The organism is Micromonospora sp. CA-246542, assembly GCF_050942905.1.
Lineage (GTDB): Bacteria > Actinomycetota > Actinomycetes > Mycobacteriales > Micromonosporaceae > Micromonospora.
The window spans coordinates 3850526-3874448 of record NZ_CP192040.1; the positions used below are offsets into that span (position 1 = coordinate 3850526).

Annotated in this window: 20 protein-coding genes; 8 read left to right on the forward strand and 12 right to left on the reverse strand. The window is 71.2% G+C overall.

The features are described 5' to 3' along the window. Positions 1–5: 5 nt before the first annotated feature. The 4 genes from ACQP0N_RS18140 to ACQP0N_RS18155 all read right to left on the reverse strand — a co-directional run bounded on the left by ACQP0N_RS18140 (position 6) and on the right by ACQP0N_RS18155 (position 5232). Positions 6–1262, reverse strand: coding sequence for a cellulose binding domain-containing protein (locus ACQP0N_RS18140; protein WP_433111920.1), 1257 nt, complete (start codon positions 1260–1262; stop codon positions 6–8). Positions 1263–1297: 35 nt separating this feature from the next. Next, positions 1298–2812 carry a cellulose binding domain-containing protein gene (locus ACQP0N_RS18145; protein ID WP_433111923.1) on the reverse strand — a complete coding sequence of 505 codons (1515 nt, stop codon included), beginning with the start codon at positions 2810–2812 and terminating at the stop codon, positions 1298–1300. After that, a complete protein-coding gene (locus ACQP0N_RS18150; RefSeq protein WP_433111926.1) occupies positions 2809–3870 on the reverse strand; it encodes a pectinesterase family protein in 1062 nt (353 codons plus the stop codon). The genes ACQP0N_RS18145 and ACQP0N_RS18150 overlap by 4 nt, the downstream gene beginning before the upstream one ends. A gap of 114 nt (positions 3871–3984) precedes the next feature. Then, positions 3985–5232, reverse strand: coding sequence for an MFS transporter (locus tag ACQP0N_RS18155; RefSeq protein ID WP_433111928.1), 1248 nt, complete (start codon positions 5230–5232; stop codon positions 3985–3987). A gap of 118 nt (positions 5233–5350) precedes the next feature. Here ACQP0N_RS18155 and ACQP0N_RS18160 point away from each other — a divergent pair, with 118 nt between their 5' ends. The 6 genes from ACQP0N_RS18160 (at position 5351) to ACQP0N_RS18185 (ending at position 11304) form a co-directional block, all read left to right on the forward strand. Then, on the forward strand, positions 5351–6289 hold the full coding sequence (locus ACQP0N_RS18160; RefSeq protein WP_433111931.1) for a LysR family transcriptional regulator: 939 nt from the start codon (positions 5351–5353) through the stop codon (positions 6287–6289). A 250-nt stretch (positions 6290–6539) separates the two neighbouring features. Beyond that, positions 6540–6926 (forward strand): YciI family protein, encoded by a 387-nt coding sequence (locus ACQP0N_RS18165; RefSeq protein WP_433111934.1) that lies wholly within the window; start codon positions 6540–6542, stop codon positions 6924–6926. Then, positions 6926–8152, forward strand: a complete 1227-nt coding sequence (locus ACQP0N_RS18170) for an RNA polymerase sigma factor (protein ID WP_433111937.1) — start codon at positions 6926–6928, stop codon at positions 8150–8152. The genes ACQP0N_RS18165 and ACQP0N_RS18170 overlap by 1 nt, the downstream gene beginning before the upstream one ends. Before the next feature lie 51 nt (positions 8153–8203). Continuing rightward, on the forward strand, positions 8204–9145 hold the full coding sequence (locus ACQP0N_RS18175; RefSeq protein WP_433111940.1) for a PaaX family transcriptional regulator: 942 nt from the start codon (positions 8204–8206) through the stop codon (positions 9143–9145). A 198-nt stretch (positions 9146–9343) separates the two neighbouring features. Continuing rightward, on the forward strand, positions 9344–10576 hold the full coding sequence (locus ACQP0N_RS18180; protein WP_433111943.1) for a cellulose binding domain-containing protein: 1233 nt from the start codon (positions 9344–9346) through the stop codon (positions 10574–10576). Positions 10577–10650: 74 nt separating this feature from the next. Next, on the forward strand, positions 10651–11304 hold the full coding sequence (locus ACQP0N_RS18185; RefSeq protein ID WP_433121691.1) for a GNAT family N-acetyltransferase: 654 nt from the start codon (positions 10651–10653) through the stop codon (positions 11302–11304). A 13-nt stretch (positions 11305–11317) separates the two neighbouring features. Here ACQP0N_RS18185 and ACQP0N_RS18190 read toward each other — a convergent pair whose 3' ends face one another. The 6 genes from ACQP0N_RS18190 to ACQP0N_RS18215 are packed head-to-tail and all read right to left on the reverse strand — an operon-like array spanning position 11318 to position 16381. Then, positions 11318–11608 (reverse strand): DUF1905 domain-containing protein, encoded by a 291-nt coding sequence (locus ACQP0N_RS18190; protein WP_355049904.1) that lies wholly within the window; start codon positions 11606–11608, stop codon positions 11318–11320. Beyond that, the gene (locus tag ACQP0N_RS18195; RefSeq protein WP_433111946.1) at positions 11608–12423 is read right to left on the reverse strand and encodes a hypothetical protein; all 816 of its coding nucleotides are present in this window, start codon (positions 12421–12423) and stop codon (positions 11608–11610) included. The genes ACQP0N_RS18190 and ACQP0N_RS18195 overlap by 1 nt, the downstream gene beginning before the upstream one ends. A gap of 28 nt (positions 12424–12451) precedes the next feature. Further along, positions 12452–13102, reverse strand: a complete 651-nt coding sequence (locus tag ACQP0N_RS18200) for a response regulator transcription factor (protein WP_433111949.1) — start codon at positions 13100–13102, stop codon at positions 12452–12454. Further along, complete coding sequence (locus ACQP0N_RS18205; protein ID WP_433111952.1) at positions 13093–14310, reverse strand: sensor histidine kinase; 1218 nt, start codon at positions 14308–14310, stop codon at positions 13093–13095. Before ACQP0N_RS18205 ends, ACQP0N_RS18200 begins: the two co-directional genes overlap by 10 nt. Further along, positions 14307–15647 carry an FtsX-like permease family protein gene (locus ACQP0N_RS18210; protein WP_433111955.1) on the reverse strand — a complete coding sequence of 447 codons (1341 nt, stop codon included), beginning with the start codon at positions 15645–15647 and terminating at the stop codon, positions 14307–14309. Before ACQP0N_RS18210 ends, ACQP0N_RS18205 begins: the two co-directional genes overlap by 4 nt. Next, positions 15644–16381, reverse strand: coding sequence for an ABC transporter ATP-binding protein (locus ACQP0N_RS18215; protein WP_433111958.1), 738 nt, complete (start codon positions 16379–16381; stop codon positions 15644–15646). The genes ACQP0N_RS18210 and ACQP0N_RS18215 overlap by 4 nt, the downstream gene beginning before the upstream one ends. Positions 16382–16590: 209 nt before the next feature. Here ACQP0N_RS18215 and ACQP0N_RS18220 point away from each other — a divergent pair, with 209 nt between their 5' ends. Continuing rightward, positions 16591–20055, forward strand: coding sequence for a ThuA domain-containing protein (locus ACQP0N_RS18220; protein ID WP_433111961.1), 3465 nt, complete (start codon positions 16591–16593; stop codon positions 20053–20055). Between the two features lie 86 nt (positions 20056–20141). Here the strand turns inward: ACQP0N_RS18220 and ACQP0N_RS18225 are convergent, their stop codons facing one another. Together ACQP0N_RS18225 and ACQP0N_RS18230 are read right to left on the reverse strand one after the other, a co-directional pair. Next, positions 20142–21374 carry an MFS transporter gene (locus tag ACQP0N_RS18225; RefSeq protein ID WP_433111964.1) on the reverse strand — a complete coding sequence of 411 codons (1233 nt, stop codon included), beginning with the start codon at positions 21372–21374 and terminating at the stop codon, positions 20142–20144. 302 nt (positions 21375–21676) lie between these two features. Beyond that, positions 21677–22204 carry a hypothetical protein gene (locus tag ACQP0N_RS18230; protein WP_433111967.1) on the reverse strand — a complete coding sequence of 176 codons (528 nt, stop codon included), beginning with the start codon at positions 22202–22204 and terminating at the stop codon, positions 21677–21679. Between the two features lie 111 nt (positions 22205–22315). On the opposite strand from ACQP0N_RS18230, the gene ACQP0N_RS18235 reads away from it, so the two are divergent. After that, positions 22316–23875: an acetolactate synthase large subunit gene (locus ACQP0N_RS18235; protein WP_433111970.1), complete on the forward strand. Its 1560-nt coding sequence runs from the start codon at positions 22316–22318 to the stop codon at positions 23873–23875. Positions 23876–23923 lie beyond the last annotated feature (48 nt).

Here is a 23923-nt window from a genome sequence, read left to right on the forward strand (position 1 = left end):
GGCGGTCACCTCAGGTAGGCGGCGAGCGGGATGTTCTGCGCCCGCAGGGCGGTGGCGATCAGGCCGGCGATCTGTCGGGCCCCGGCCGCCTCGAAGTGGGTGTGGTCGTTGCAGAAGAACGCACCGACCGCGCCCGCCGAGTAGTCACCGTTGTTCGGACACAACCGGAGCGTGTTGTAGAGCGCGACACTCTTGGCGTGCAGGTCGATGACCGGTACGCCGTTGGCGGCGGCCGCAGCCGTCGTCTCGGTGACGAAACCGCGATTGCCGACGGCGGTGTTGCCGCTGCAGGTGATCGCCGCGACGGGCGTGACGAAGATCGGCTTCACCCCTCTGGCCTTGGCGGCCGTCGCCATGACGCCGAGCAGTTCCTTGAAGCGATTGGTGCCCACGTGTCGCGGGCAGGCCGAGTCACCGTCGTTGATGCCGAACTGGATGATCAGATAATCGCCGGCCTTGAAGCCACTGCCGCTGTCCAGCATCGCCGACCACCGCGCGCTGTAGGCGGTCGAGCTGAGCGTGCACTCGCCGGCCGAGTTCTTGGTGGAGGTCACGTTGCCCTCGTACAGCCAGGTCTGGATGCTGCGACCGCCGACGGCGCTGTTCTGCACGGTGACGTTCGACGTGAGGTAGGACGCGAACTGGCTGCCCCAGCCGATCGGACAGGAGCTGGCGTTCATCATCGTGGAGTCGCCGGCCATCCACACCTTGGTCGGCGCGGGCGTCGGTGACGTGGAGGGGCTGGCCGGCGGCGTGCTCGGACCGGTGCAGGGTGTCGGCGCCGGCGATGGCGTCGATGTCGGCGACGGCGCGGTGGGCGACGGCGTCGGCGCGGTGGGTGTTGCTGCCGGTGGACCGGCACAGGTGGTGCCGTTGAACGAGAACGACGACGGCACCGGGTTGCTGCCGCTCCACGAGCCGGTGAACCCGAAGTTGACCGACGCGCCGGTGCCGACGGCGCCGTTGTAGCTCACGTTGGTGGCGGTCACCGTCGAGCCGGTGACCGTGACGGCGGCGTTCCACGCCTGCGTCACGCCCTGCCCGGGAGCGAAGCTCCACGCCAGGCTCCAACTGGTCACCGCGTCACCGAGGTTGGTGACGACGACATCCGCGCCGAACCCGCCGGTCCACTGGCTGGTGACCCGGTAGTCGACAGCGCACGCCGGGGTGGCGGCCTGGGCGGTGGCGATGCCGAGCCCGCCGGCCACGACGGTCAGGACCGTTGCCGCCAGAACCACGAGACGCGATCGGCGAACCGTCATCGGGTTACTCCTGCCTCGATCGGAGGCGCTCGCCATCACGTGACGGCGGCGCACTGGGAGCCGTTGAGGGCGAAGCCGGTCGCTCCGCCGAGCGGGCTGTCGGTGATGAATCCGAAGCTGGTCGAACCGGCGGCCGGGATCACCGTGTTCCAGGCGACGTTCACCGCCGTGGCCGCGGCGCCGGACTGGGTGACCGTGGCATTCCAGGACTGCGTGATCCGCTGACTGCCCGGCAGGGACCAGGTCAGTGTCCACCCGTTGATGCCGACGGTGGAGGTGTTGTTGAGCGTCACGTCGAACTGGGCGCCCGTACCCCAGTCACCGGTCTTGAGGTAGGTGACCGTGCAGGCCCCGCCCCCAGGAGTGGTCGGCGCAGGAGTCGTCGGCGCGGGAGTCGTGGGGGGCGGCGTCGTCGGGGGCGGCGTCGTCGGGGGCGGCGTCGTGGGCGGCGGCGGCGTCGTCGGGGGCGGCGTCGTGGGCGGCGGCGTCGTCGGGGGTGGCGTCGTCGGGGGCGGCGCCGTGGTCAGTCGTGCGCTGAGGATCGGGGCCAGCCGGTCGGTGATGGCCTGGTGGCCGGCGTCGTTCGGGTGGACCGAGTCGCTCAGGCCGCCGGACGGCAGCCAGCCGGTGGTGTCCACGTAGAACACGTTGGCGTCACCCGCGGCGTTGCGTGCCCGCACCGCCGCCTCCGTCTCGGTCGCGTACCGACCGATGAACGTCCGCATGGCGAAGAGCTTGGCGTTCGGGAACTTGGCCCGGATCCTCGTCAGGAAGGTGGTGTACGTCGCCTGGAAGGCCGCGGCGCTCACGCCGTGGCTCTTGTCGTTGGTCCCCAGGTTGATCACCACGCCGTCGGCGGTGTAGCGGGAGAAGTCCCACGCGTCGGTGCCGGCCTGGCCACCGGAGGACATCCAGTAGCGTGTCGACTGCGCCCAGCATCCGTCGGTCGTCTCGGCCAGACACATGCCACCGATCGCGATCTGGGTGTGGTCGTACCCGAGCCGCTCACCGACCTTGAAGGCGTAGTCCGTCACGGCGAGTTGACTGCTCGTGGCCCCTGCGGTGATCGAGTCGCCGACGAACTCGACCAGCTTGGGGCGGGTCGGTGGCGCGAAGGTGCCCGCGCCGGAGTCGAGGATCAACCCCTGGAAGACCGCGTCACCGGTGTAGGAGCCGGCCACCTGCCGGTAGCTGACGATCAGCGTGTGGCTGCCGGCCGCCAGCGCGGTCGGCGTCAGGTTGATCGTGCCGGAGCCGGTGAAGGACGTGAACGCCCCACCGTCGATGCTCGCCCACAATTGGATGGTGTTGCGCTGCCGGAGCTTCACCGTTCTGCCGGTGAATCCGACGCGCAGGTACGCGCCGGCCCAGTAGGGCACGTAGGCCGAGGCGTTCGTCCTGTTCCACCGGCCGACGAAGCTGATGTTCGAGTCGGCCGGCGTGCCGTCGCCGGCCGCGGCCTGGGCGCTGAGTACCGGCAGGCCGGCGGCGAGCACCCCGGCGGCGACCGCGATGAGGGCTGCGGCACGCAGGGAACGGATCGTCGTCATCGGATGGGGTTCCAGCCGTCGGTGCCCGCCAGGTAGGCGGTGGGCGTGTACTGGGTGGCGGTGGAGGCGCTCATCTGGGGCCGGTTGGCGTTGACGACGGCGCCCGGCCCGCTGCTGCCGTACTCGGCGAAGCGCGCATTCCGCCACGAGAAGCCGGACATGTCGGTCCAGGGGTCGGTGCGGATGTGCGCGCCCATCGTGACGCCCCGATAGAGCACCTGTCCGCGGGCGTTGACGTCGCCGCTGGGGTGCCACGGCCGGCCCAGATAGACGGTCCTGGCGGGAGCGTTGCTGGTCAGGGTGGTTCCCCAGAACAGGAAGCCGAACTTGTTGTTGATGTCGGTGGCCGCGGCGGTGAGGTAGCCGTTGTTCGACGACGAGCCCCGGGCGAGCGAGTGCACGGTGCCGTTCTGGAAGACCATGGTGCCCCGCCCGAAGATGAAGTCGACGTCACCCTCCACGTAGGAGTTGCGGACGTAGAGACGCCGGACCGAGCTGACACTGGGCGCGTTCACCAGCAGGGTGTCCTGGTTGCCGAGAACGCGGACGTTGTCGAACTGCACCCGGTCGCCGGAGGTGTTGACAGCGACGGCCTGCTCCGCGTCGAGGGTGTTGGCGGCCTCGTCGAAGTCGTTCGACATGGTCAGGTTCCTGATCGTGGTGTCGTTGGCGTTGACGAAGACCGAGGCGCTGCCGGACGTGCCGTACGTGCCACCACCGGGCTTGGCCTGGCCGGAGGCATGCCCTTCGACGATCACCACCTGGGCGGCGGAACTGCCGGCGCCGACCAGGGTGAGGTAGGGCTTGTTGGCGGGAATGGTGACCACGCCCCGGTAGGTGCCGGGTTTGATGGTGATGGTGACCGGAACGCCGTTGTTCGCCGCGACACTGTCGATCGCCGCCTGCACGGTGGTGTAGGCCCCGCTGCCGTCGGCGGCCACCGTGATGGTCGTCGCGTCCGCGGCCGCGGACGCGGCCACCGGGACCGCGGTGGCGAGGGCGCACCCCGTCAGCACCGCCGCCGTGCGCAGCCCGAGCACCCTGCCGGACGTGGTCATAAGCGTTCTCCGATCCCCGGGCCGCTGCCGACGACCATGTCGACTGGCAGACGACGACGTTAAGTGAACGTTAACATCGACGTTCGGGAATATAAAGCGGATGTCCGCGGAAGGTCACCCGACCCGGACGTCGCGCCCGGACGTGCTCGCCTCGGGGGCCACCGACGGTGTCCGCCTGGGCAGCAACAGCGGGGTGGCAAGCAGCAGTACGCCGGACAGCGTGATCGCGGCGAGCGGGCTGGTGAGTGTGGCGAGAAGACCCCAGCCCACCATCAGGGCAGCCTGCAGGAGCTTGCCGACGGCACTCCACGTGCTGAGCACCCGCGCGGCGTGACCCGCGGGGACCCGGCGCAGGCGTTCGGTCGCGTAGATCGGATTGAAGACTCCCATGCACGTGATCAGCAGTCCCTCGACGATGATCACGGTGACGAGTCCGGGCACACCCGGCTGGACGAGGGCGAGGCCGAGTGGGAAGACCGAACGCAGCCAGCCGGAGACGATCATGACCCGGTGTCGGCCGTAGCGGCTCACGAGGCGCGCGGAGAGGCGGGCGCCCAGTAGCCCACCGAGCGCCGGGATGCCGAAGGCGAGGCCGTACTGCCACGCCGGCAGGTGGTACCGGCCCAGCAGGAGCACGGCCAGCAGCGGCGCGGTGGCCATGATGAGGCCGCCGACCAGGATCGAGTTGAGGAACAGCCCGCGCAGGACGCCGTCGCGGAGGATGAGCCTCCCCCCGTGCAGCAGGTCCGCGGGCCGCAGCCCCGCCGCGCGGCCACGAGGTGTGGCGACGTCGCCGCCCCCGACACGCAGGATCGCGAACGCGGACAGCAGGTAGCTGACGGCATCGGCCAGGACGGTCACGACCGGACCGAGCAGCCCGGCGAGCGCGCCGCCCAGGGGCGGCCCGGCCGCGGTCGCCACCCAGGCCGTGCCCTCGAACCGCCCGTTGGCCGCCAGCAGGTCGGCGCCACGCACCAGATTTTTCAGGTACGCCCCGGACGCGGCGGAGAAGGCGATGCCCGCAGTCCCCGAGATGATCGACACAACCAGTAGTTGACTGTACGACAGAAGTCCGAGGCCGTACGCGGCCGGGACGCTGACCATCGCGACGAAGCGGACGAGGTCCATCATGATCATCACCGGTCGCTTCGCACGGTGCTCGACCCATGGCCCGAGGGCGAAGGCCACAACCGCCGCGACCGCGAGACCGGCCGCCTCCAGCAACGCCACGGCGACCGCCGAAGAGTCCAGAACACGGACCGCGATCAGCGGAAACGCACCGAAGGCGAGCCAGGTGCCGTACGTGCTGGCGGCGTACGCCGACCACAGCCAACCGAAATCGCGCCCCAACCGCCCCCGCATGCGACCCTCCCGAATCCACCGACGTCCGGGGGCAGCACAACTCTCGCGCCCGCGCGGAAGCAAACAACTGGGATCCCGCGAGCCACAACCAGCAGTTGTGGATGGGCATAATGAGCCGGTGGATACCGAGGCGGTGCGGTCGTTCGTGCGGGCGGCCGAGTTCGGGCAGTTGCAGCACGCGGCCGACGAGCTGGGGGTGACGCAGCAGGCCGTGTCGAAGCGGATCGCCGCCCTCGAACGCGCGCTCGACGTGCGGTTGTTCACGCGTACCCCCCGAGGGGTCGAGCTGACACTCGACGGCCAGGCGTTCCTCCCGCACGCCCGGGGCATCGTCGCCGGGGTGGACCGCGCGGTCGCCGCGATCAGACCGGGCTCGCGGGCCCTGCGGATCGACGTTCTCGGTCTGCGCTCCGCGCAGGCCGTGGTCCTGCATGACTACTGGCGCTCCCATCCGCAGACCGACCTCGACGTGGTGACGCTGCGGGTCAACGACCCGCGTGAGGCGGTCGCCGCCGTCCAGGCGGGCGACGTCGACGCCTCGTTCCGGTCGGTCACCGACCCGGCGACGCTGCCGCGCGAGGTGCGGATGGTCCACGCCTTCGACTCGGCGCTGGAACTGCTCGTCGGTCCACGGCACCCGCTCGCCTCCGCGCGTACGCTGACGCCGGCCCAGCTCCGGGGGCACCGGATCTGGGTGCCGGGCATCGCGCCACGCAGTGAGTGGGCGGACTTCTACGACCAGCTCACCGAGGCCTTCGACCTACGGATCGACGCAGCCGGGCCGAACTTCGGCAACGAGGTGCTCCTCGACGTCCTCGCCGAATCCGCCGACGTGGCGACCCTCGTCGGCGCGCGCGACCGGTACCTCTGGCCGACGGGCCACGACCTGCGCCGCATCCCGATCGCGCGCCCGACGCTCGCGTACCCGCTCTCGCTCCTCCTGCGCCGCGCGAACCCGCACCCGGGGCTACGCGCGGTGCTCGACCACTGCGCGGGGCTGACGCCGCTGCCCGCGCCGACCTGGCGCCCCTCCTGGGCGTTAGGTCCTGTTTCATGAGAGCGGTCGAGCCGGGCGGAGTCCGGGCGTCGATCCGGCGGCATTGCGGTGGCGTCCGGGGACGCCGCCGACGAGGTCGAGCAGGGTCGCCGCCCGCGTCGACCACCTGTGACGGCCCGCTTCGCGGCATCGGCGCGAGTCCGCGCCGCACCGTCGGAGAATTCTCTGCGACGGTGTCGATGCGCGGTCAGCTCGTTCGACGAATAGGCGCGAGGGGCGAGCGGCGGCCCCGCCGAAGGAGGAGAAGGCAATGGCGAAGTACATGCTGATCATGCGGGGCACCGACGATTCGAACGCGGCCATGATGGCGTCGATCGACGAGGCGATGGCCGCGACCGGCCGGTTCATCGAGGAGATGCTGAAGGCCGGCGTGCTCCTCGCGGCCGAAGGGCTGGACGATCCGGGCCAGGGCGTCGTGGTGGACTTCGGCGGCGACGCCCCGATCATCACGGACGGCCCGTACGGCGAGACCAGGGAACTGTTCGGGGGCTACTTCCTGCTCGACGTCGCCTCGAAGCAGGAGGCCGTCGAGTGGGCCACGCGCATCCCGGCGGTCCGCGGGTCCAAGATCGAGGTCCGGCGGGTGGCGGAGGCCGACGAGGTCCCGCTGGGCAGCGGGAACGACGGCGAAATTTGATGGGTACGGCCGACGTCGAGGCCGTCTGGCGGGTCGAGTCGGCGCGGATCGTCGCCGCGCTGACCCGGTTCACCGGCGATCTCGGGCTGGCCGAGGACGCCGCCCAGGAGGCGGTGGCCGAGGCGCTGGTGTCGTGGCCGCGCGCGTCCCCGGCCAATCCGGCCGGCTGGCTGATGGCCACGGCCCGTCGACGGGCCATCGACACGATCCGCCGCCGGAGCGCGCTGCGCGAGCGGTACGCCCTCCTGGCGACCGACACGGCGGTCGGCTCGGCGCTGGACGAGGAGGTGGACCCCGACCGGATCGACGACGACATCCTCGCCCTGATGTTCGTCAGCTGCCACCCGGTGCTCTCCCCCGAGGCCCGGGTGGCGCTGACCCTGCGTGTGGTCGGTGGGCTGTCCAGCGAGGAGATCGCCCGCGCGTTCCTCGTGCCCGTGCCAACCGTGCAGGCCCGCATCACCCGCGCCAAGAAGACCATCGCGGCGGCCGGGGTGCCCTTCGAGCTGCCGCCGTCCAGCGAGCGCCGGGCACGGCTGGGCGGCGTGCTGCACGTCCTGTACACGATCTTCACCGAGGGGTCGACGGCCACGTCGGGCGACCACCTGCTGCGCCCGGACGTCGCGTACGAGGCGATCCGACTGGCCCGTGCGCTGACGGCGCTCCAGCCCGACGAGGCGGAGGTGCACGGTCTGCTCGCGCTGTGCGAGCTGACGGCCGCGCGTTTCCCGGCCCGGGTCGGCCCGGACGGCACGCCGGTCCTGCTCGAGGACCAGGACCGACGGCGGTGGGACGCCGCCGCGATCGGCCGAGGGCTGGCCGCGCTGGCCAGGGCATCGACCGGTCGTCTCGGCCCCTACGGTCTACAGGCCGCTATCGCCGCCACCCACGCGTCGGCGCCGTCGGTGGAGGCGACCGACTGGACCCGGATCGTGCGGCTCTACGACGCGCTGAGCCGGGTCGCGCCGTCACCGGTCGTCGAGCTCAACCGGGCCGTCGCCGTGGCCATGGCCTCCGGTCCGGCGCGGGCGCTGGCCATCGTGGACGAGCTGGTCACCGCCGGCCGACTCCCCGGATCACATCTGGTCCCGACCGTACGCGGCGAGTTGCTGGCCCGGCTCGGTCGGCGGGCGGAGGCCCGCGCCGAGTTGGAGGCGGCGGCCGGGCTCTGCGCCAACCAGCGCGAACGGTCGGTGCTGCTGCGCAGGGCGGCCGCGCTGACCTGACGGGCTGCACACCGCCCGGTGCGGCAATCTGGTGAGGTGAACGGTGATGACGTGCGAGCTCCCCGAGCGCAGACCGGGTCCAGCCCGCAGCACCTGCTGGCGACGGTACTCGGCGAGTATCTCGACTCGGCGGACGCCGACCTGCCGTCGGCGGCGGTCATCGCGATCCTCGCGGAGTTCGGGGTCAGCCAGTCCAGTGCCCGTGCCGCCCTGTCCCGACTGGTCAAGCGGGGCCTGATCACGATGAGGGCGAGCCGACGGCCCCCGGTCTACCACCTGACGCCCGAGGCGATCGCCCGGCATCGCGTGCGGATGCGGCACTTCCTGACGTTCGGCGCTCGGCCACCACACTGGACGGGCGACTGGGTGCTGGCCTCCTTCTCGATCCCGACTTCCGGGCAGGCGTCACGGCACGCCGTACGCAGAACACTGGGCGCGCTACGTTTCGCGGGCCTGTACGACAGCGTGTGGATCCGGCCGGGATCGGACGCCGCGCCGGCGCAGGGGGCGCTGAGCGAGCTGCTGGACCACGTCGAGGGCGCCCGGTGGTCGGTGATGCACGTCCGGTTCGACGAGGAGTCCGGACCACACGGTCCGGCCGGCGCGTACGACCTGGCCGCTCTCGCGTCGGAGTACTCGACCTTCACCCGGCGGTACACACCGCTGCGGGCGGCCGTACGCGACAACGAGGTGGACGCGGCACGGGCGCTGGTGGCCCGAACCTCGGCCATGGACTCCTGGCGGAGGTTCGCCGACCTCGACCCGGACCTGCCCGACCACCTGCTGCCGACGCCGTGGCCCCGACAGGAGGCCAGGAACACCTTCCTGGAGATCCACTCCGCGCTCGGCGCGCTCGCGCAGGCGCGGCTGGTCGAGGTGGCGACACCGCACTGGCCGGACGCCGCCGCGTGGATCACCCACTTCCAGGCGTCGGACGACCTCCCGACGGCCGGGTCGAGTGGCAGCGGGACGGCGGGTCGAGGCCGGCGTTGAGAAACCACAGACATTGACACTTTTCGTTGCGGCAGTGATAGTAACTGCACACCGCTCCCATCGGATCGCCTGTGGGGACCCCGCCGGGTGGTCGACGCGTACCTATCGACCTGGCCCGTGGCCTGCGCTCGCCGCGCGAACGTACCGCCGCCACCGCCGCCGCGGGGAGCCCCACCGTGACATCCGTTGGAGGCGCGCATGAGAAGAAGATCGAAGATCTACGCGGGGTTGGCGGTTGCCGTCGTACCGATCGCCTCGATGATGATTACGCTCGGCGCGACGCCGGCCGATGCCGCCGTTGGCGGTTCCGGCCCCTACCCCGCCGACTACGAGACCTCGGCCACCCTGACCAACCACACCATCTTCCGGCCGCAGACGCTTCCGTCCGAGCGCCTGCCCATCTTCGTCTGGGGCAACGGCGGCTGTTCGGCCAACGGCCTCTCGCAGGGCAACTTCCTGCGCGAGATCGCCTCGCACGGCTTCCTCGCGATCGCCAACGGCGCCCCGAACGGCTCCGGCTCGACCAACTCCCAGATGCTCACCCAGTCCATCGACTGGGCCATCGCGGAGAACTCCCGGCAGGGCAGCAAGTACTTCAACAAGATCGACACGACGAAGGTCGCGGTCGCGGGCTTCTCCTGCGGCGGGCTGGAGGCGTACGCGGTCTCCAACGACCCGCGCGTCACCACCACCGGCATCTTCAGCAGCGGCCTGCTCAACGACGCCGACGACTACCAGCTCCGCAGGCTCACCAAGCCGATCGCCTACATCATCGGCGGGCCCAGCGACATCGCCTACCCGAACGCCATCGACGACTGGGGCAAGCTGCCGTCCACGCTGCCCGCCTTCATGGGCAACCTCAACGTCGGGCACGGTGGCACGTACGACCAGACCAACGGCGGCGAGTTCGGCCGCGTCGCGGTGCTCTACCTCAAGTGGCGGCTCAAGGGCGACACCACCGCCGGCGCCAACTTCGTAGGGCCCAACTGCGGCCTGTGCCGTACCCAGTGGACGGTCCAGCAGAAGAACCTGACGCTTGACGACGGCACGCCGCCGACCACGCCTCCACCGACCACGCCTCCGCCCACCACTCCCCCGCCCACCACTCCGCCACCCACCACGCCCCCACCGACGGGCGCCGCCTGCACCGCGACCTACGCCGTGCAGGACCAGTGGAACGGCGGCTTCGTCGCCAACGTCACCGTCACCGCCGGAAGCACCGCCCTCAGCGGCTGGCGGGTCACCCTCAACCTGCCCAGCGGCGCCACGGTCACCTCGCTGTGGAACGGCGTCGCGACCGGTAGCAGCGGGACCGTCACCGTCGCCAACCAGAGCTACAATGGACGGCTGGCTGCGGGCCAGACCACCAGTTTCGGATTCCAGGGCACCGGAAACGGCGGCGGCGCCACCGCCACCTGCACCGGAAGCTGAACCCGACTCACCTCGGCGGTCGGCGCGTCACGCGCCGGCCGCCGAGCGCGTTCCGACGACCCGAGGAGACGACGATCGCCGAGAGTACGCTGGCCGACATCCTGCGCGCGGCGGCGAACGGGCTGTTCCCGCCGGCCGACGGCGGAACCACCGTCGTACCGCAGCCGTGCCACCGCGACGCCGGCGTCATCGCGTTCACCGCGCACTCCGTGGTGTTCACCGACGAGGACCCCGAATGGGTACGCCACACGCTGGCCACTCTCGACTGCGACGGCCTGGCGGCCACGATGAATCCGCGCTTCCTGGTCGCGCTGCTGGACCGCACCGGGCGCCGCACCGACACCATCGACCTCCTGACCGTCGCGAATCCGCTACCCGGCCCGCCCCCGCTGCGGCTGACCGAGGTCGCGGACGCCGGTCACGCCCGCGCCGGCCGGGCACGGCGACGTCGTGACGACGTCCGGGTCTGGTCGGCCGACGGCGGGGTGGTCGTGCTGGGCCGAGGCGTGGCGGGCCGCTGGGAGACGGCGATCGAGGTCGACGAGGACTGCCGCCACCGCGGCCTGGGGCGGGCGCTGGCCACGGCCGCCCGGCATCTCGTACCCGGCGGGCAACCGCTCTGGGCACAGCAGGCCGCCGGCAACGCCCGCAGCGTACGCGCCTTCCAGGCGGCCGGGTTCCGCCCGGTCGGCGCGGAGGCGCTGCTCCTGCCACCCGCTCGGCCGTAAATGGCGCTGCGCGTCAACGCGGCCGGACGGCGAGGCGGATGTGCACGACGTCACCGAGGGCGATGCCCTCCCTGTTGCGCACCGAGTCCCGCAGCGGGAGGAGATAGCCCCCGTCCTTCGGGAACAGCGACGTGCGCCACCGGCTTCGTCCGAGCCGGACCTCGACCGGGATCATGCCCCAGCCGTAGGTGACCGCCGACGCCACCTGCCGCACCATGTCGACGCAGTCGGTTGGGATCGTCACGAAGTGGTACGGCGACGGCCCGCGCCACTCCCAGACGGCACCCTCGAACTCGTACTCCATCACGGCATCACACGGTAGTGGGCGACGGTGGCATCGTCCGGAACCCGGGCGTCCGGGCCGCCGCCCGACTCGGCCTCGAACGCCCGGACGCGGTGGATGACGCCGGACGGCCCTTCGGCGGCGAGCAGATCGCGCACGCCCGGCCAGTCGGTCAGGCCGTACTGGCTGACGATCCGGCTGGCGCCGTTGCTGAGCACCGCGATGCCGTGCAACTCGCCGAGCGGGTGGCTGCCGGTCGCCGCCTCCCAGGCCGCCCGCGGATCGTCCTTGGCTATCCAGTAACCGCCCGGCTGGTTCCGACGAGCCCGCAGTGCCAGGGCGCAGGAGGCGCGGATGTGGTCGTACTCCGGGGTTCCGGGTGTGACGCCGGCCAGGGGCGCCGCGCACTCCCGCCGGGCGGCCACCTCGCGCTCGTCGGTGATCACCCGCACGCCGCCGCCAACCTCATCGAGCATGAGGTACGAGTCCGCGAGCAGGAGATGCTCGAGCCGTCCCCGGTGGGCGCGGGCCATCAGGACGGTCGCCTGAGGGCTGCTGGGATCGGCGATGTCGCAGGTGGCGCGATGGGCGACGGCCGTTTCAGCGATGGCGTCGGCGAGGATGGCCGCGAGGTCCCGCCCGTCGGCCCGGGACAGACCGCCGAGCAGCGTGCCGCCCAGGCGGTGGGTGTACCAGGCGACCCCGTGCGCGCAGAGCGCCTCGGCCCCCGGAATGCCGGCGCCGTCCAGCAGGACGACAGCCCCGGGGACCGCCCCGACGAAATCCTCGTTCGGCCGGTCGCCCCTACCGGCGCTCGTCGCGAGGCTGACCTGCATCGGCCGCTCCTTCCAACCGGGTCGGCGCTCAGCGCGGCGCGTTCAGATAGCGCAGCACGGCGAGAACCCGCCGGTGGTCGGTCCGCGCCTGGGGTAGGTCGAGTTTGGTGAAGATGGCCGTCACGTGTTTCTCCACGCTGCGCGGGGCGAGGTGGAGCGACTCGCAGATGGCGAGGTTGGACCGGCCCTCGGCCAGCATCCCCAGGACCTCACGCTCCCGCTCGCTGAGCCGGGCGACGCCCGCGTCCACCGACGGCGCCGCCAACAACTGGCGCACCACCTCGGGATCCAGAGCGGTGCCGCCGGCGGCCACCCTCCGCAGCGCGTCGATGAAGTCCTCGGTGCTGACGATCCGGTCCTTCAGCAGGTAACCGATCCGACCCGGGTGCTCGGCGATCAGTTGCCGCGCGTACCGGGTCTCCACCCACTGCGAGAAGACCAGCACGCCGGTGTCCGGGTGGGCCTCCCGGATCGCCAGCGCCGCTCGCAGGCCTTCGTCGGTGAAGGTCGGTGGCATCCGTACGTCGACCACCGCCGCGTCCGGTCGGTGTTCGTCGACCGCCGCGCGCAGGTCGTCACCGTTGTCCACGGTCGACACGACGGTGATCCCGTGATCGGTCAGCAGCAACGTGATGCCGTCGCGCAGCAACGGGTTGTCCTCGGCGATCACTACTCGCACGGCAGCTCCAGGGTGATGGTCGTCGGTCCACCGGGCGGGCTGTCCAGCCAGAGCGCGCCATCCAGCGATTCGGCTCGCCGGATCAGCCCCGCCAGACCCGTACCCCTGGTCCCGGATCGCGCCCCGCCGCGCCCGTCGTCGGTGACGGTCAGGCGCAGGACGCCATCCTGCGCGCGAAGGTCAAGCCGGATCCGGCTGGCCCCGGCGTGCTTCGTCACGTTGGTGAGGAGTTCGGCGGCGCTGAAGTACAGCGCCGACTCCAGGTCGGGCGTCGGGCGCTGAGGCAGGTCCACGTGTACCTCGACGGGTACCGCGCTGCGCGCGGCCAGGGTCTCGATCGCGGTGCTCAGGCCGGTGTCGAGCGCGGGCGGGTGGATGCCCCGCACGATGTCCCGCAGCTCGGTCAGCGTCTCCACCACCGCGCCCCGGGCCTGCGTCACCATCGCCTTCAGCTCCGGGTCGCCGGCACGCCGCTCGATGCGTGACAGACCCACGCCGAGCGCGACCAGCCGGGCCTGCGTACCGTCGTGCAGATCCCGCTCCACCCGCCGCAGCAGCGCGGCCGCGTCCGCCCGCAGCGCGGCCCGGCTGGCCTCCAGAGCCGCTATCCGGACCCGCTCGGGGCCCGGCTCGAGCAGGGCCCGCACCAACCACCGGTCCAGCGACACGATGAGCCGGAAGTACCACGGAAACACCAGCAGCGCGGCCAACCCCTGCGCGGCCAGTCCCCAGGTGCCGCCCCACGGCGGGTCTTGCGGAAAGCGGTGCACCCACACGGGGTAGGTGACGCCCACCAGCCCTCCGACGACGAGGGCCCCGCCGAGGTAGGCGGCCGCGGCCATCAGCGGCAGCCGGGCGAAGCAGTACGCGAGGGCCTTCCAGGCGCTGGCGTCCGTCAGCACCGCACCGGCCCAACGCACCGGGCCCGGCCCACGGCGGCCCACGGGCGGCGGGTTCGGCCAACTCCAGCCGAGGAACAGCCGGGCCGGCCCACGGAAGTACCGCACGGTCAGCCGCCCGAGCACCAGCACACCGGTCAGCAGTGGCAGCCCGATCGTCAGCAGCGACAGCGCGGAGAACACCACCCCCAGCAGTGCTATCGCGAACGTCGGCACGGCCAGCACGGTGCCGGTCACCGTGTAGCCGATTTCACGCCAGGTACGGGCGGCCGTCGGAGCACGCAGGACCGCGCTGACGACCGGCCTCACGTGTCCGCCGCCAACGATTCCACCGCCGGGCGGCGCATCGCGACCAGCGCCGGCACGACGGTGCCCAGCAGCACCAGGCCGATCACCGCGGCCAGGCCACCGGCCAGCTGCCCGGTTGGCAGGTACGGCGTCCACGTGCCCAGCATGCCGTGCAGCATCGGCACCATGGTGACCATCGCGACAACGGTACCCATCGCCAGGGCGGTCACCGTCACCAGCAGGGCTTCGCAGACGACCACGGCCAGCGCCCGCATCCTGCTCGCGCCGACCAGCCGGGTCACCGCAAGCTCGCGGCGTCGGGCCAGCAGCACGGTCGCCAGCGTGTTCACCGCGGCGACGGCGGCGAAGGCGACGTAGACGGCGGTCCCGGAGTACTCCGTCCACACCCGCGCCGCCGGCTCGGGAACGCCCCGCACGTGCACGGACGTGGTGTGCGTGACCACCTTCACCAGGGCGAACGCGATCGCCAGGACCAGTGGTACGAGAGCGCCGGACAGCGCCTTGGCACGCACCGCGAGGTTGTCCGCGGCCAGCGCCCCGGTACCCCCGAACAGTCGCGTCAGCGGAGCTGCCAGCCGCAGCAGGACCGGACCGAGGAAGCCGACCCCCACGCACATCGCCAGCATCGTGAAGAAACTCGACTCGCCGGCCTTCGCCGGGTCGCCGCCCGCGATCTGGATCGACAGCGCCACGCCGCCGGCCACGAGCACCACCCCGATCGCGGTACGTACCAGGCTGATCCGGCGCGGCGGAGCGGCCGTCTCGGTCAGCGCGGCGGCGGGGCGTACCCGTGCTGGGCGCAGCCCGGCGATCAGCGCACCGACCATCGACGCCCCGACGGCGATGCCCAGCGCCACGGGCAGTGCCGCAGACGACGGGTGGAACGTCACGCCGGGCGGGATCGCCCGGTGTCCGGTGAGCCCCGCCAGCCAGGCGTGGGCGAGCAGGGCACCGAGCGGTACGCCGAGCACGGTCGCCGGCACCGCCACCGCGGCGGCCTGGGCCGCCACCGCGCGGCGCACCCGACCGGGAGTGGCACCGAGCGCCCGTACCAGCGCGATGTCCCGGGCCTGCCGGGCGATCGACGACGTCATGGTCAACCCGACGACCAACGCGGTCAGGTACACCGACACCACCACGAACAGCGTGGCCATCTCGGGGATCGAACTCTCGGTCAGCACCTGCCGGGCGCTCGGGTCCAGCCTCGCACCGGACAGCGATGAACTGGCGCCCAACGCGCCGGACACCAGCGCGGCGGCCAGGCACTGCGTGACGAACGGACCGGCGAAGGACCACGGCTGCTTGCGCAGCGCCTGCCTGGTCAGCCCCGCGCTCATCGGGCCACCACCGGGTCACCCGTGGTGGCGCGCAACCGCTGGGCGATGCTTGCCGGATCGGGCGTCGGGACGTCCGCCACCACCTCGCCGTCGCGCAGCAGGACGAGCCGGTCGCTCCACACCGCGGCCAGCGGATCGTGGGTGACCATCACCACCGTCGCCCCGGACCGGTCCACCCCGTCACGCAGCAGGCGCAGCACCTGCTCACCGGTCGCCGGATCCAACGCCCCGGTCGGCTCGTCAGCGAAGACGACGGCGGGACGGCCAGCCAACGCGCGGGCGATGGCGACCCGTTGGCGCTGACCTCCGGACAACTCACCGACCGACCGGCCCGCCAGCCCGGACAGGCCCACCTCGGCCAGCACCTCGTCGAGCGGGCGCGGGCGCGGTCCACCCAGCCGCCGGGGCAGCAGCACGTTCTGCCGCACCGTCAACTCCGACAGCAGGTTGTACGACTGGAAGACGAAACCCACCCGGTCGCGACGCAGCCGGGTCAGCGCACCTTCGCGCATTCGGGTGACGTCCCGGCCGACCAGCCGGACCCGCCCCGACGTCGGCCGGTCCAACCCCGCCGCGCACTGCAGCAGGGTGCTCTTGCCCGAGCCGGTAGCTCCCATCACCGCCACGAACGTCCCCGCCGGCACCACGAGCGAGATGCCGCGAAGAGCGGCGATGGGCCGCTTGCGCGAGCCGTAGGTGCGGGTCACCCCGTCGAGTTCCACCACGTTGTCCATGCGTTCCACCCTCGACGCTGGCGGCGATCCGGACATCCGGGCGATCCGAACGATCCTGGTGCGGTTATCCGTACCCGCGTCGCGCTGCCACGGCCGCCAGGAAACCGCTTACCTCAGCTCTATTGACGTTCGTAACTGCGCGTCAGTACCGTGATGCGGGCAGCGAGAAAGCGCTTTCCGACCCTCACCGTCCGACAGGGAGCGCCCCCATGCCCAAACACCTGCGCGCGATCTGCCTCGCCCTGCTCACCGTCGCCACCGTCCTGAGCACCACCACCGCCCTGCCCGCCGAGGCCGCCCCGCGCTTCCGGGTGCTGGTCTTCTCGAAGATCACCAACTTCTACCACGACTCGATCCCGGCCGGCGTCGCCGCGATCCAGCAGCTCGGGGCCACCCACAACTTCGAGGTCGTCGCCACCACCGACGCGGGCGCCTTCACCGACGCCAACCTCGCCACCTTCGACGCCCTGGTCTTCAACAACACCAACTCCACCCCGGCCTCGGGTGACCTGCTCAACGCCAGCCAGCGCGCGGCGTTGCAGACGTTCATCCGCAACGGTGGCGGCTGGGCCGGCCTGCACGCCGCCTCGGCCAGTGAACGCGACTGGTCCTGGTACGAGGGCCTGGTCGGCACCATCTTCGACTACCACCCGGACTTCTCGGCCACCGGCGGCACGTACCCCGGGCGGGTGAAGGTCCTCGACCGCGCCCACCCCTCCACCCGCAACCTGCCGGAGCTGTGGGAGCAGAGCGAGGAGTGGTACAACTGGCGGACCAACCCGACCGGCAACGTGCACACCCTCGCGCAGATCAAGGTGCGGGACGGGATCAGCGGCCTGGACGAGGGCGTCGACCACGCGTACTCCTGGTGTCAGCGCTACGACGGCGGCCGGTCCTGGTTCACCGCCGGTGGACACGCCAGCTCCCAGTTCAGCAGCGCCACCTTCCTGGAGCACCTGCGCTACGGCATCGAGTGGGCCGCGGGCGCGGTCGCCGGCGACTGCTCGGCCACCAGGACCGGCACGTTCGAACGCGTCGGGCTGGTCACCGAGAACCTGGCCGACCCGTTCGAGCTGGCCGTCGCGCCGGACCGCAAGGTCTACTACATCCAGCGCACCGGTGCGCTCAAGGTGGTCGACTCGGACACGCTCCAGGTCACCACGCTGCTCGACTTCGCGTACACCTCGGCGATGACCGACCAGTCCGACGGGCTGCTCGGAATGACGCTGGACCGCAACTTCGCCAGCAACGGCTGGGTCTACCTGCTCTGGTCGGACAAGACCCTCAAGCAGCTCAACCTGTCCCGGTTCACGGTGGCGAACAACAGTGTCGCGCTCTCCTCGGAGAAGCGGCTGCTGACCGTCCCGACGTACCGGGGCGTGGGTCGGGCCAACTCACACATGGGCGGATCGCTGGCCATGGACGCCGCCGGTCGCCTGTACGCCGCGATCGGCGACAACACCGACCCCTTCGCGTCCAGCGGTTACACCCCGATCGACGAGCAGTCCGGGCGGGCCGCCTGGGACGCCCAGGGCACCGCCGGTAACACCAACGACCTGCGCGGCAAGATCCTGCGGATCACCCCGCAGGCCGACGGCACGTACACCGTGCCCAGCGGCAACCTCTTCCCCGCCGGCACGGCGCGGACCCGACCGGAGATCTACGCGATGGGCATGCGCAACCCGTTCCGGATCACCATCGAGCCGGGAACGAACGCGGTGCTCGTCGGTGACTACGGCCCGGACGCCCGCGCCGCGGACGCGAACCGCGGACCGGAGGGGACCGTCGAGTTCAACCGGATCACCGCCGCCGGCAACTTCGGCTGGCCGTACTGCGTGGGCAACAACATCCCGTTCAACGACTACAACTTCGCGACCAGCACCTCCGGGGCGAAGTTCAACTGCGCGGCGCCGGTGAACAACTCCCCCAACAACACCGGCCTGACCACCCTGCCGGCGGCGAAGCCGGCGCTGGTCTGGTACGCGTACTCCGCCTCCGCCCAGTTCCCCGAGGTAGGCACCGGCGGTGGCGGCCCGATGAGCGGGCCGGTCTACGACTACGACCCGGCGAACACCCGTACCACCAAGTTCCCCGAGTACTTCGACGGGAAGTGGATCACGTACGAGTTCACCCGCAGGTGGTTCAAGACGCTCTCGATCCACCGGACGGCGCAGACCTTCAGCAACTCGCGTTTCGCCCCCACGGCCGTCGGTGACCTCCAGTCGATCAACGGGATCTTCGAGAACATGAGCTGGATCCAGCCCTTCGAGGCGGAGTTCGGCCCGGACGGCTCGCTCTACGTCATCGACTTCGGCGAGGGCACCGGCAGCGGTCGCGGCGGCAGCAACGCCGGCGCCGGCATCTACCGGATCGACTACGTGGCGAACGGCCGCCCACCGACCGCGAAGATCACCGCCACTCCGGACACCGGGCGTACGCCGCTGACGGTCGGCTTCTCCTCGGCCGGCACGACGGCCGGCGACGGCACCGCCCTCAGCTACGCCTGGGACTTCACCAACGACGGCACCACCGACTCCACCGCCGCCAACCCGAGCTTCACCTACTCGGCTGCCGGCAAGTTCACCGCCCGGCTGACCGTCCGCAACAGCGGCAACGGTCTGACCGCCACCGCCGTCACCGACGTGGTGGTCGGCAACACCCGGCCGACGGTCACCCTCACCGTGCCCGACGGCGGCTTCTTCGACTTCGGCGACAAGATCCCGTACACCGTGACGGTCAGCGACCCGGAGGACACCACCATCGACTGCGCGAAGGTGACCGTGCAAACCCAACTCGGCCACGACACGCACGCCCACCCGCTGGACGTCTACACCGGCTGCTCCGGGTTGCTGGCCACCGAGGCGGACGCCGGCGACGGGCACGGGCCGGGACAGAACCTCTACACCCTGATCACCGCGCAGTACACCGACGGTGGGGCGGCCGGCGGCGTACCGGCGCTGACCGGCTCGACCCGGATCCAGTTGCAGCCCAAGAGCAAGGAGGCCGAGCACTTCAGCGCCCAGTCCGGCCTGATCGTCAACGACCGGACCACCGCCCGCGCCGGCAAGCGGCTCGGCGACGTCGACCACAACGACTGGGCGGCGTACGGGCCGGTGGACCTGCGCAACATCGGCTCGGTCACGCTCGGGGTCACCAACGGCGGCCTCGGCGGCACCATCGAGCTGCGAACCGGTTCACCCACCGGGACGCTGATCGGTACGGCCACCATCGGCTCCACCGGCGGGTGGGACAACCTGGTGTCACCCACGGTCACGCTCACCAACAAACCGACCGGCACCACCACCCTGTACGCGAAGTTCGTCAACACCGCGCAGGTCGGCGGCACGCCGGACCTGATGTCGCTGGACTGGATGCGGTTCAACGGCGCCGGCGTCAAGCAGGAGCCGGGCGGGAGCCTGGCGATCGCGGCCAACCCGACCGGCGGCGCCGCGCCGCTGACCACCACGTTGACCGCCACCGCGACCGCGCCGTCCGGGCAGAGCATCACCGACTACGCGTGGGACTTCGGCGACAACACCACCGGTACGCACGGCGCGACGCTGCGGTCGACAAGTCACAGCTACGCGCGAAAGGGCACCTTCACCGCCCGCGTGACGATCACCTACACCGGCGGCGAGACCCGCTCACTCAACCTGACCGTCACGGTCACCTGATCAGGCGGTCGGTTCTCGGCGATCGTGGGCAGTTTCCGTCACCTCCGACGGAAACTGTCCACGATCGCGCCTTGATCCGTGCCGCGTCACTCGGGCATCGGTGCGGCGAGCTGGTCCTCGACGAACCCGGGCTTCGCGAGCGTGATCGCCGGGATGGTCGCCACGAGGGCGACAGCGAGCAGGAACAACAGCGGCGGGGTCCACCCGCCGCTGGAGTCGTGCAGCAGCCCGACGATCAGCGGACCGAGCGCGCCGAGCGCGTACGCGACCCCCTGGGCGAAGCCGCTCAGCGCGACGGTGCCACCCTGGGATCGGGTGCGTACGTTGATGAGCACGAGGCAGACCGGGAACAGGATCGACCCCGAGCCGATGAGCAGCACCCAGAGCAGCGTGAGTGTCGCGGGCGCGAGCAGCAGGCCGAGGTAACCGAGCACGAAGCTCGCGACACCCGCGGCGATCAGCCAGCCGACATTGCGCAGCCGCGCGACGAGCAGGGGCGCGATGAGCGCGCCGGGCACGCTGATGAGGCCGGTGACGGCGAGCAGCACACCGGCCTCGGTCGGCGTCGAGCCGGCGACGTCGCCGAGGATCTCGGGCAGCCACGCGAACGCGGCGTACGTGCAGATCGTGCTGGTCGAGAACACGACGGTGATCGACAGGGCCACGCGTGACCGCCACAGTCGCGTGACGAGGGCGGGGGGCGAGGAATCGACGGCGCCGGCATCCGAGAGTCGCTGGCGGCGCTCCCGCGCGATGATGACGAGCCACGGAACGAGCGCGACCACGGAGGTCACCGACCAGATGCCGAGCGAGAACCGCCAGCCGATCTGCTCGGCGACCGGAGCGGCGACCGCGGCGGGCACGGCAGTGCTCACGCCCACGATGCAGACGTAGACGGCGGTCAGCAGCGCCACCCGGTCGGGGAAGTAGCGCCGCACGATCGGCGGCAGCAGCACATTGCCGATGCCCGTACCGGCGAGCGCGACGACACTGCCGACGAGCAGCACCGCGAAGCTCGGGGTGACCGCGCGCACGAGATGGCCGAGGGTCATGAGCAGGAGCGCGAGCACGATGCCGCCGTCGAGGCCGACTCCGCGGGCGACGCGCGGCGCGATGAACCCGGACGCCGCCAACAGGATCGGTGGCAACGTGCCGAGCAGTCCGACGCCGATGTTCGATATCGGGATGTCCACCCGGATGTCGCCGAGGATCGGCGATACCACCACAACCGCCTGGCGCAGGGTGAGAGCGACGAGCACGATGCCCAGCAGCGCGGCCGTGCGTCCCGCCCAGAGCGGAAAGGGGCGGTGCTCGGACATCTCCTTACTCTAGTGCTCGTGATCATGGGCCCACTGAGCGCCCCGTCCGGCGTGATGGCTGCTCATCCCCGGGCGTAACGGTGGTGTCGGCGGATGGACCCGAGCAGGGGCGGCGGGCGGGTTCGAGACAGAGCCGGCTAGGGCCTGTTTCATAAGGGCGGTCGAGCCGAGGCGGAGTCCGGGCGGCGGTCCGGCAAGGCGCGGTTTCGGCCGGATACCGGTGTTGTATCCGGCCGAAACCGCAACGCCGCCGGTCGTCGTCCGGGCCCGCCGCAGGCCGGCCAGTTCTTATGAAACAGGCCCTAGTTCGACAGGGACGCTGGTACAGGTAGCTCGAGATGTGCCAGGAGGGCGGCGACCTCGCGGTCGAGCTGCCGGCCGACCTCGTGGATCGCCTCCACTCCGAACGACCCGAACGTGCAGCTGGGCTGCTCGATCACGAACCGCACCCCACCGTCGGGCACATCGCCGATCATGGTGCGCAACGGCGCGTACAGCATGGCGGTCGGGTCGTGCCGGTACATCTTCTCGGCGATGGTGTGATTGCCCATCAGGTACTCGACAGCGTTGCCGGCGTCACCCGCGAGGCCCATCATCGGCCGCAGCTCGCCGCTGCTCCAGTAGATGAGGAAGTCGTGGGGCGCACGCTCGCGCATCAGGGCGAGCACGTCGTCCCAGGGGGCGTCGCGGGCAACCAGGGCGTCGAACGCCGCGGCGTCGTAGGGCGGGACGGCCTGCTCGTACTGCCGCCGGAACTCCTCGAACGGTCGATCGACACCGATGTCCAGGCGTCGGGCCTGGTAGGCGCGTTCGGCGCACCCCTGCTTCATCCCGCGGTCCCCGATCCCCGTCGAGCTATTTCACGAGCGTCACCACTTTAGTCCGAAATGCGCCCTTAGGATCGGATCATCGTTGGTCCAGCCGTCGGTGAGGTGATGTGTGTGAACGGCGCGGAAGCACTGCTGCGGACGCTGGCCGACGGCGGGGTGGAGGTGCTCTTCACGAACCCCGGAACCACCGAGCTGCACCTGGTCGGGGCGCTGGAGTCGGTTCCCGAACTGCGCGGAGTGCTCGCACTCTTCGAGGGCGTCGTCACCGGCGCGGCCGACGGCTACGCCCGTATCGCGGGCAAGCCGGCGGCGACCCTGCTGCATCTCGGGCCCGGGTTCGCGTACGGGCTCACGAATCTGCACAACAGCCGACGCGCCAACTCGCCGGTGGTCAACATCGTCGGGGACCACGCGACGTTCCACACCGCCTTCGATCCCCCGTTGAACTCGGACATCGCCGCGCTGGGCGGATGGCTGCGTGGCCCGGTCCGTCGACCCGAGGACGCGGCCGGGGCCGGGACCGACGGCGCGGCCACGCTCGCCGCCGTACTGGAGCCGCCCGGTCAGATCGCCACCGTCATCATGCCGGCGGACGTGTCGTGGTCGGACGGCGGCGCGGCCGCACCGCCGATCGGACCCCGCTCGGCGCCAACCGTCAGCGAGGAGGTGCTCGCGCAGATCGCGGAGGTCCTTCGTGCCGGGGAGGCCACCGCCCTGATCATCGGCGGGACCGCGCTGCGCGAGTCGGGTCTGTTGGCCGCCGGCCGTATCGCGGCGTCGACGGGCGCGCGGGTGCTCCAGGAGCTGTACTCCAACCGGGTCGAGCGTGGCGCCGGCCTGCCCATGTTCCCCCGGCTCGGCTTCTATCCGGATCAGGTGCTCGACCAACTGCACGGGATACGGCACGTCATCGTCGCGGGCACCAAGGCGCCCGTCTCCTTCTTCGCCTACTCCGATCAACCGAGCCTGCTCGTACCCGAGGGAGCGCAGACGCACGTCCTGGCCGAGGTTGGCCAGGACGCCGTCGCCGCGCTCGACCGACTCGCCGACCTGGTGGCACCGGGAACGACCGCCCCGGTGACCGAACCGCGTCGGCCGGCGCTGCCGAAGGGGAACCTCACCCTCCAGAACTGGACGGACGTCGTCGCGGCGTTGCTGCCGGAACGCGCCATCGTCATCGACGAGAGTGTCAGCTCCGGCACCGCCCTGGCTGCCGCCACCGCCGGCGCGCCGCGCCACGACGTGCTCATGCAGACCGGCGGAGCGATGGGTGACGGTCTGCCCCTCGCCGTCGGTGCCGCCGTCGCGGCACCCGACCGGCCGGTACTGGCGCTGGTGGCCGACGGCTGCGTCATGTACACCGTCACCGCGCTGTGGACCCAGGTCCGCGAACAGTTGAACATCACCAACGTGATCCTCAACAACCGCGCGTACGCGATTCTGCGCCAGGAGTGGGAGTACTTCAGTAACCGTCCGGGTCACACCGACCCGGACGGAAACCCGCTGTTCGACCTGGCCAACCCTCAGATCGACTTCGTGGGTCTGGCGAACGCCTTCGGCATGCCGGCCAGTCGTGCCACCACCGCCGAGCAACTCGCGGAACAGCTCTCCCGAGCGCTGGCCCACGACGGCCCGCACCTCATCGAGGCCGTCCTCCCGGCGGCCGCGTAGACGCATCCGGTCCCGCGACACGACCACCCGACCCCGGTCGGCACGGCG

Bases quoted from the DNA above. Each gene is read 5' to 3' on its own strand.
- ACQP0N_RS18140 (WP_433111920.1), bottom strand. From the start codon at position 1,262: ATGACGGTTCGCCGATCGCGTCTCGTGGTTCTGGCGGCAACGGTCCTG.
- ACQP0N_RS18145 (WP_433111923.1), bottom strand. From the start codon at position 2,812: ATGACGACGATCCGTTCCCTGCGTGCCGCAGCCCTCATCGCGGTCGCC.
- ACQP0N_RS18150 (WP_433111926.1), bottom strand. From the start codon at position 3,870: ATGACCACGTCCGGCAGGGTGCTCGGGCTGCGCACGGCGGCGGTGCTG.
- ACQP0N_RS18155 (WP_433111928.1), bottom strand. From the start codon at position 5,232: ATGCGGGGGCGGTTGGGGCGCGATTTCGGTTGGCTGTGGTCGGCGTAC.
- ACQP0N_RS18165 (WP_433111934.1), top strand. From the start codon at position 6,540: ATGGCGAAGTACATGCTGATCATGCGGGGCACCGACGATTCGAACGCG.
- ACQP0N_RS18170 (WP_433111937.1), top strand. From the start codon at position 6,926: ATGGGTACGGCCGACGTCGAGGCCGTCTGGCGGGTCGAGTCGGCGCGG.
- ACQP0N_RS18180 (WP_433111943.1), top strand. From the start codon at position 9,344: ATGAGAAGAAGATCGAAGATCTACGCGGGGTTGGCGGTTGCCGTCGTA.
- ACQP0N_RS18190 (WP_355049904.1), bottom strand. From the start codon at position 11,608: ATGGAGTACGAGTTCGAGGGTGCCGTCTGGGAGTGGCGCGGGCCGTCG.
- ACQP0N_RS18195 (WP_433111946.1), bottom strand. From the start codon at position 12,423: ATGCAGGTCAGCCTCGCGACGAGCGCCGGTAGGGGCGACCGGCCGAAC.
- ACQP0N_RS18210 (WP_433111955.1), bottom strand. From the start codon at position 15,647: ATGAGCGCGGGGCTGACCAGGCAGGCGCTGCGCAAGCAGCCGTGGTCC.
- ACQP0N_RS18215 (WP_433111958.1), bottom strand. From the start codon at position 16,381: ATGGACAACGTGGTGGAACTCGACGGGGTGACCCGCACCTACGGCTCG.
- ACQP0N_RS18220 (WP_433111961.1), top strand. From the start codon at position 16,591: ATGCCCAAACACCTGCGCGCGATCTGCCTCGCCCTGCTCACCGTCGCC.
- ACQP0N_RS18225 (WP_433111964.1), bottom strand. From the start codon at position 21,374: ATGTCCGAGCACCGCCCCTTTCCGCTCTGGGCGGGACGCACGGCCGCG.
- ACQP0N_RS18230 (WP_433111967.1), bottom strand. From the start codon at position 22,204: ATGAAGCAGGGGTGCGCCGAACGCGCCTACCAGGCCCGACGCCTGGAC.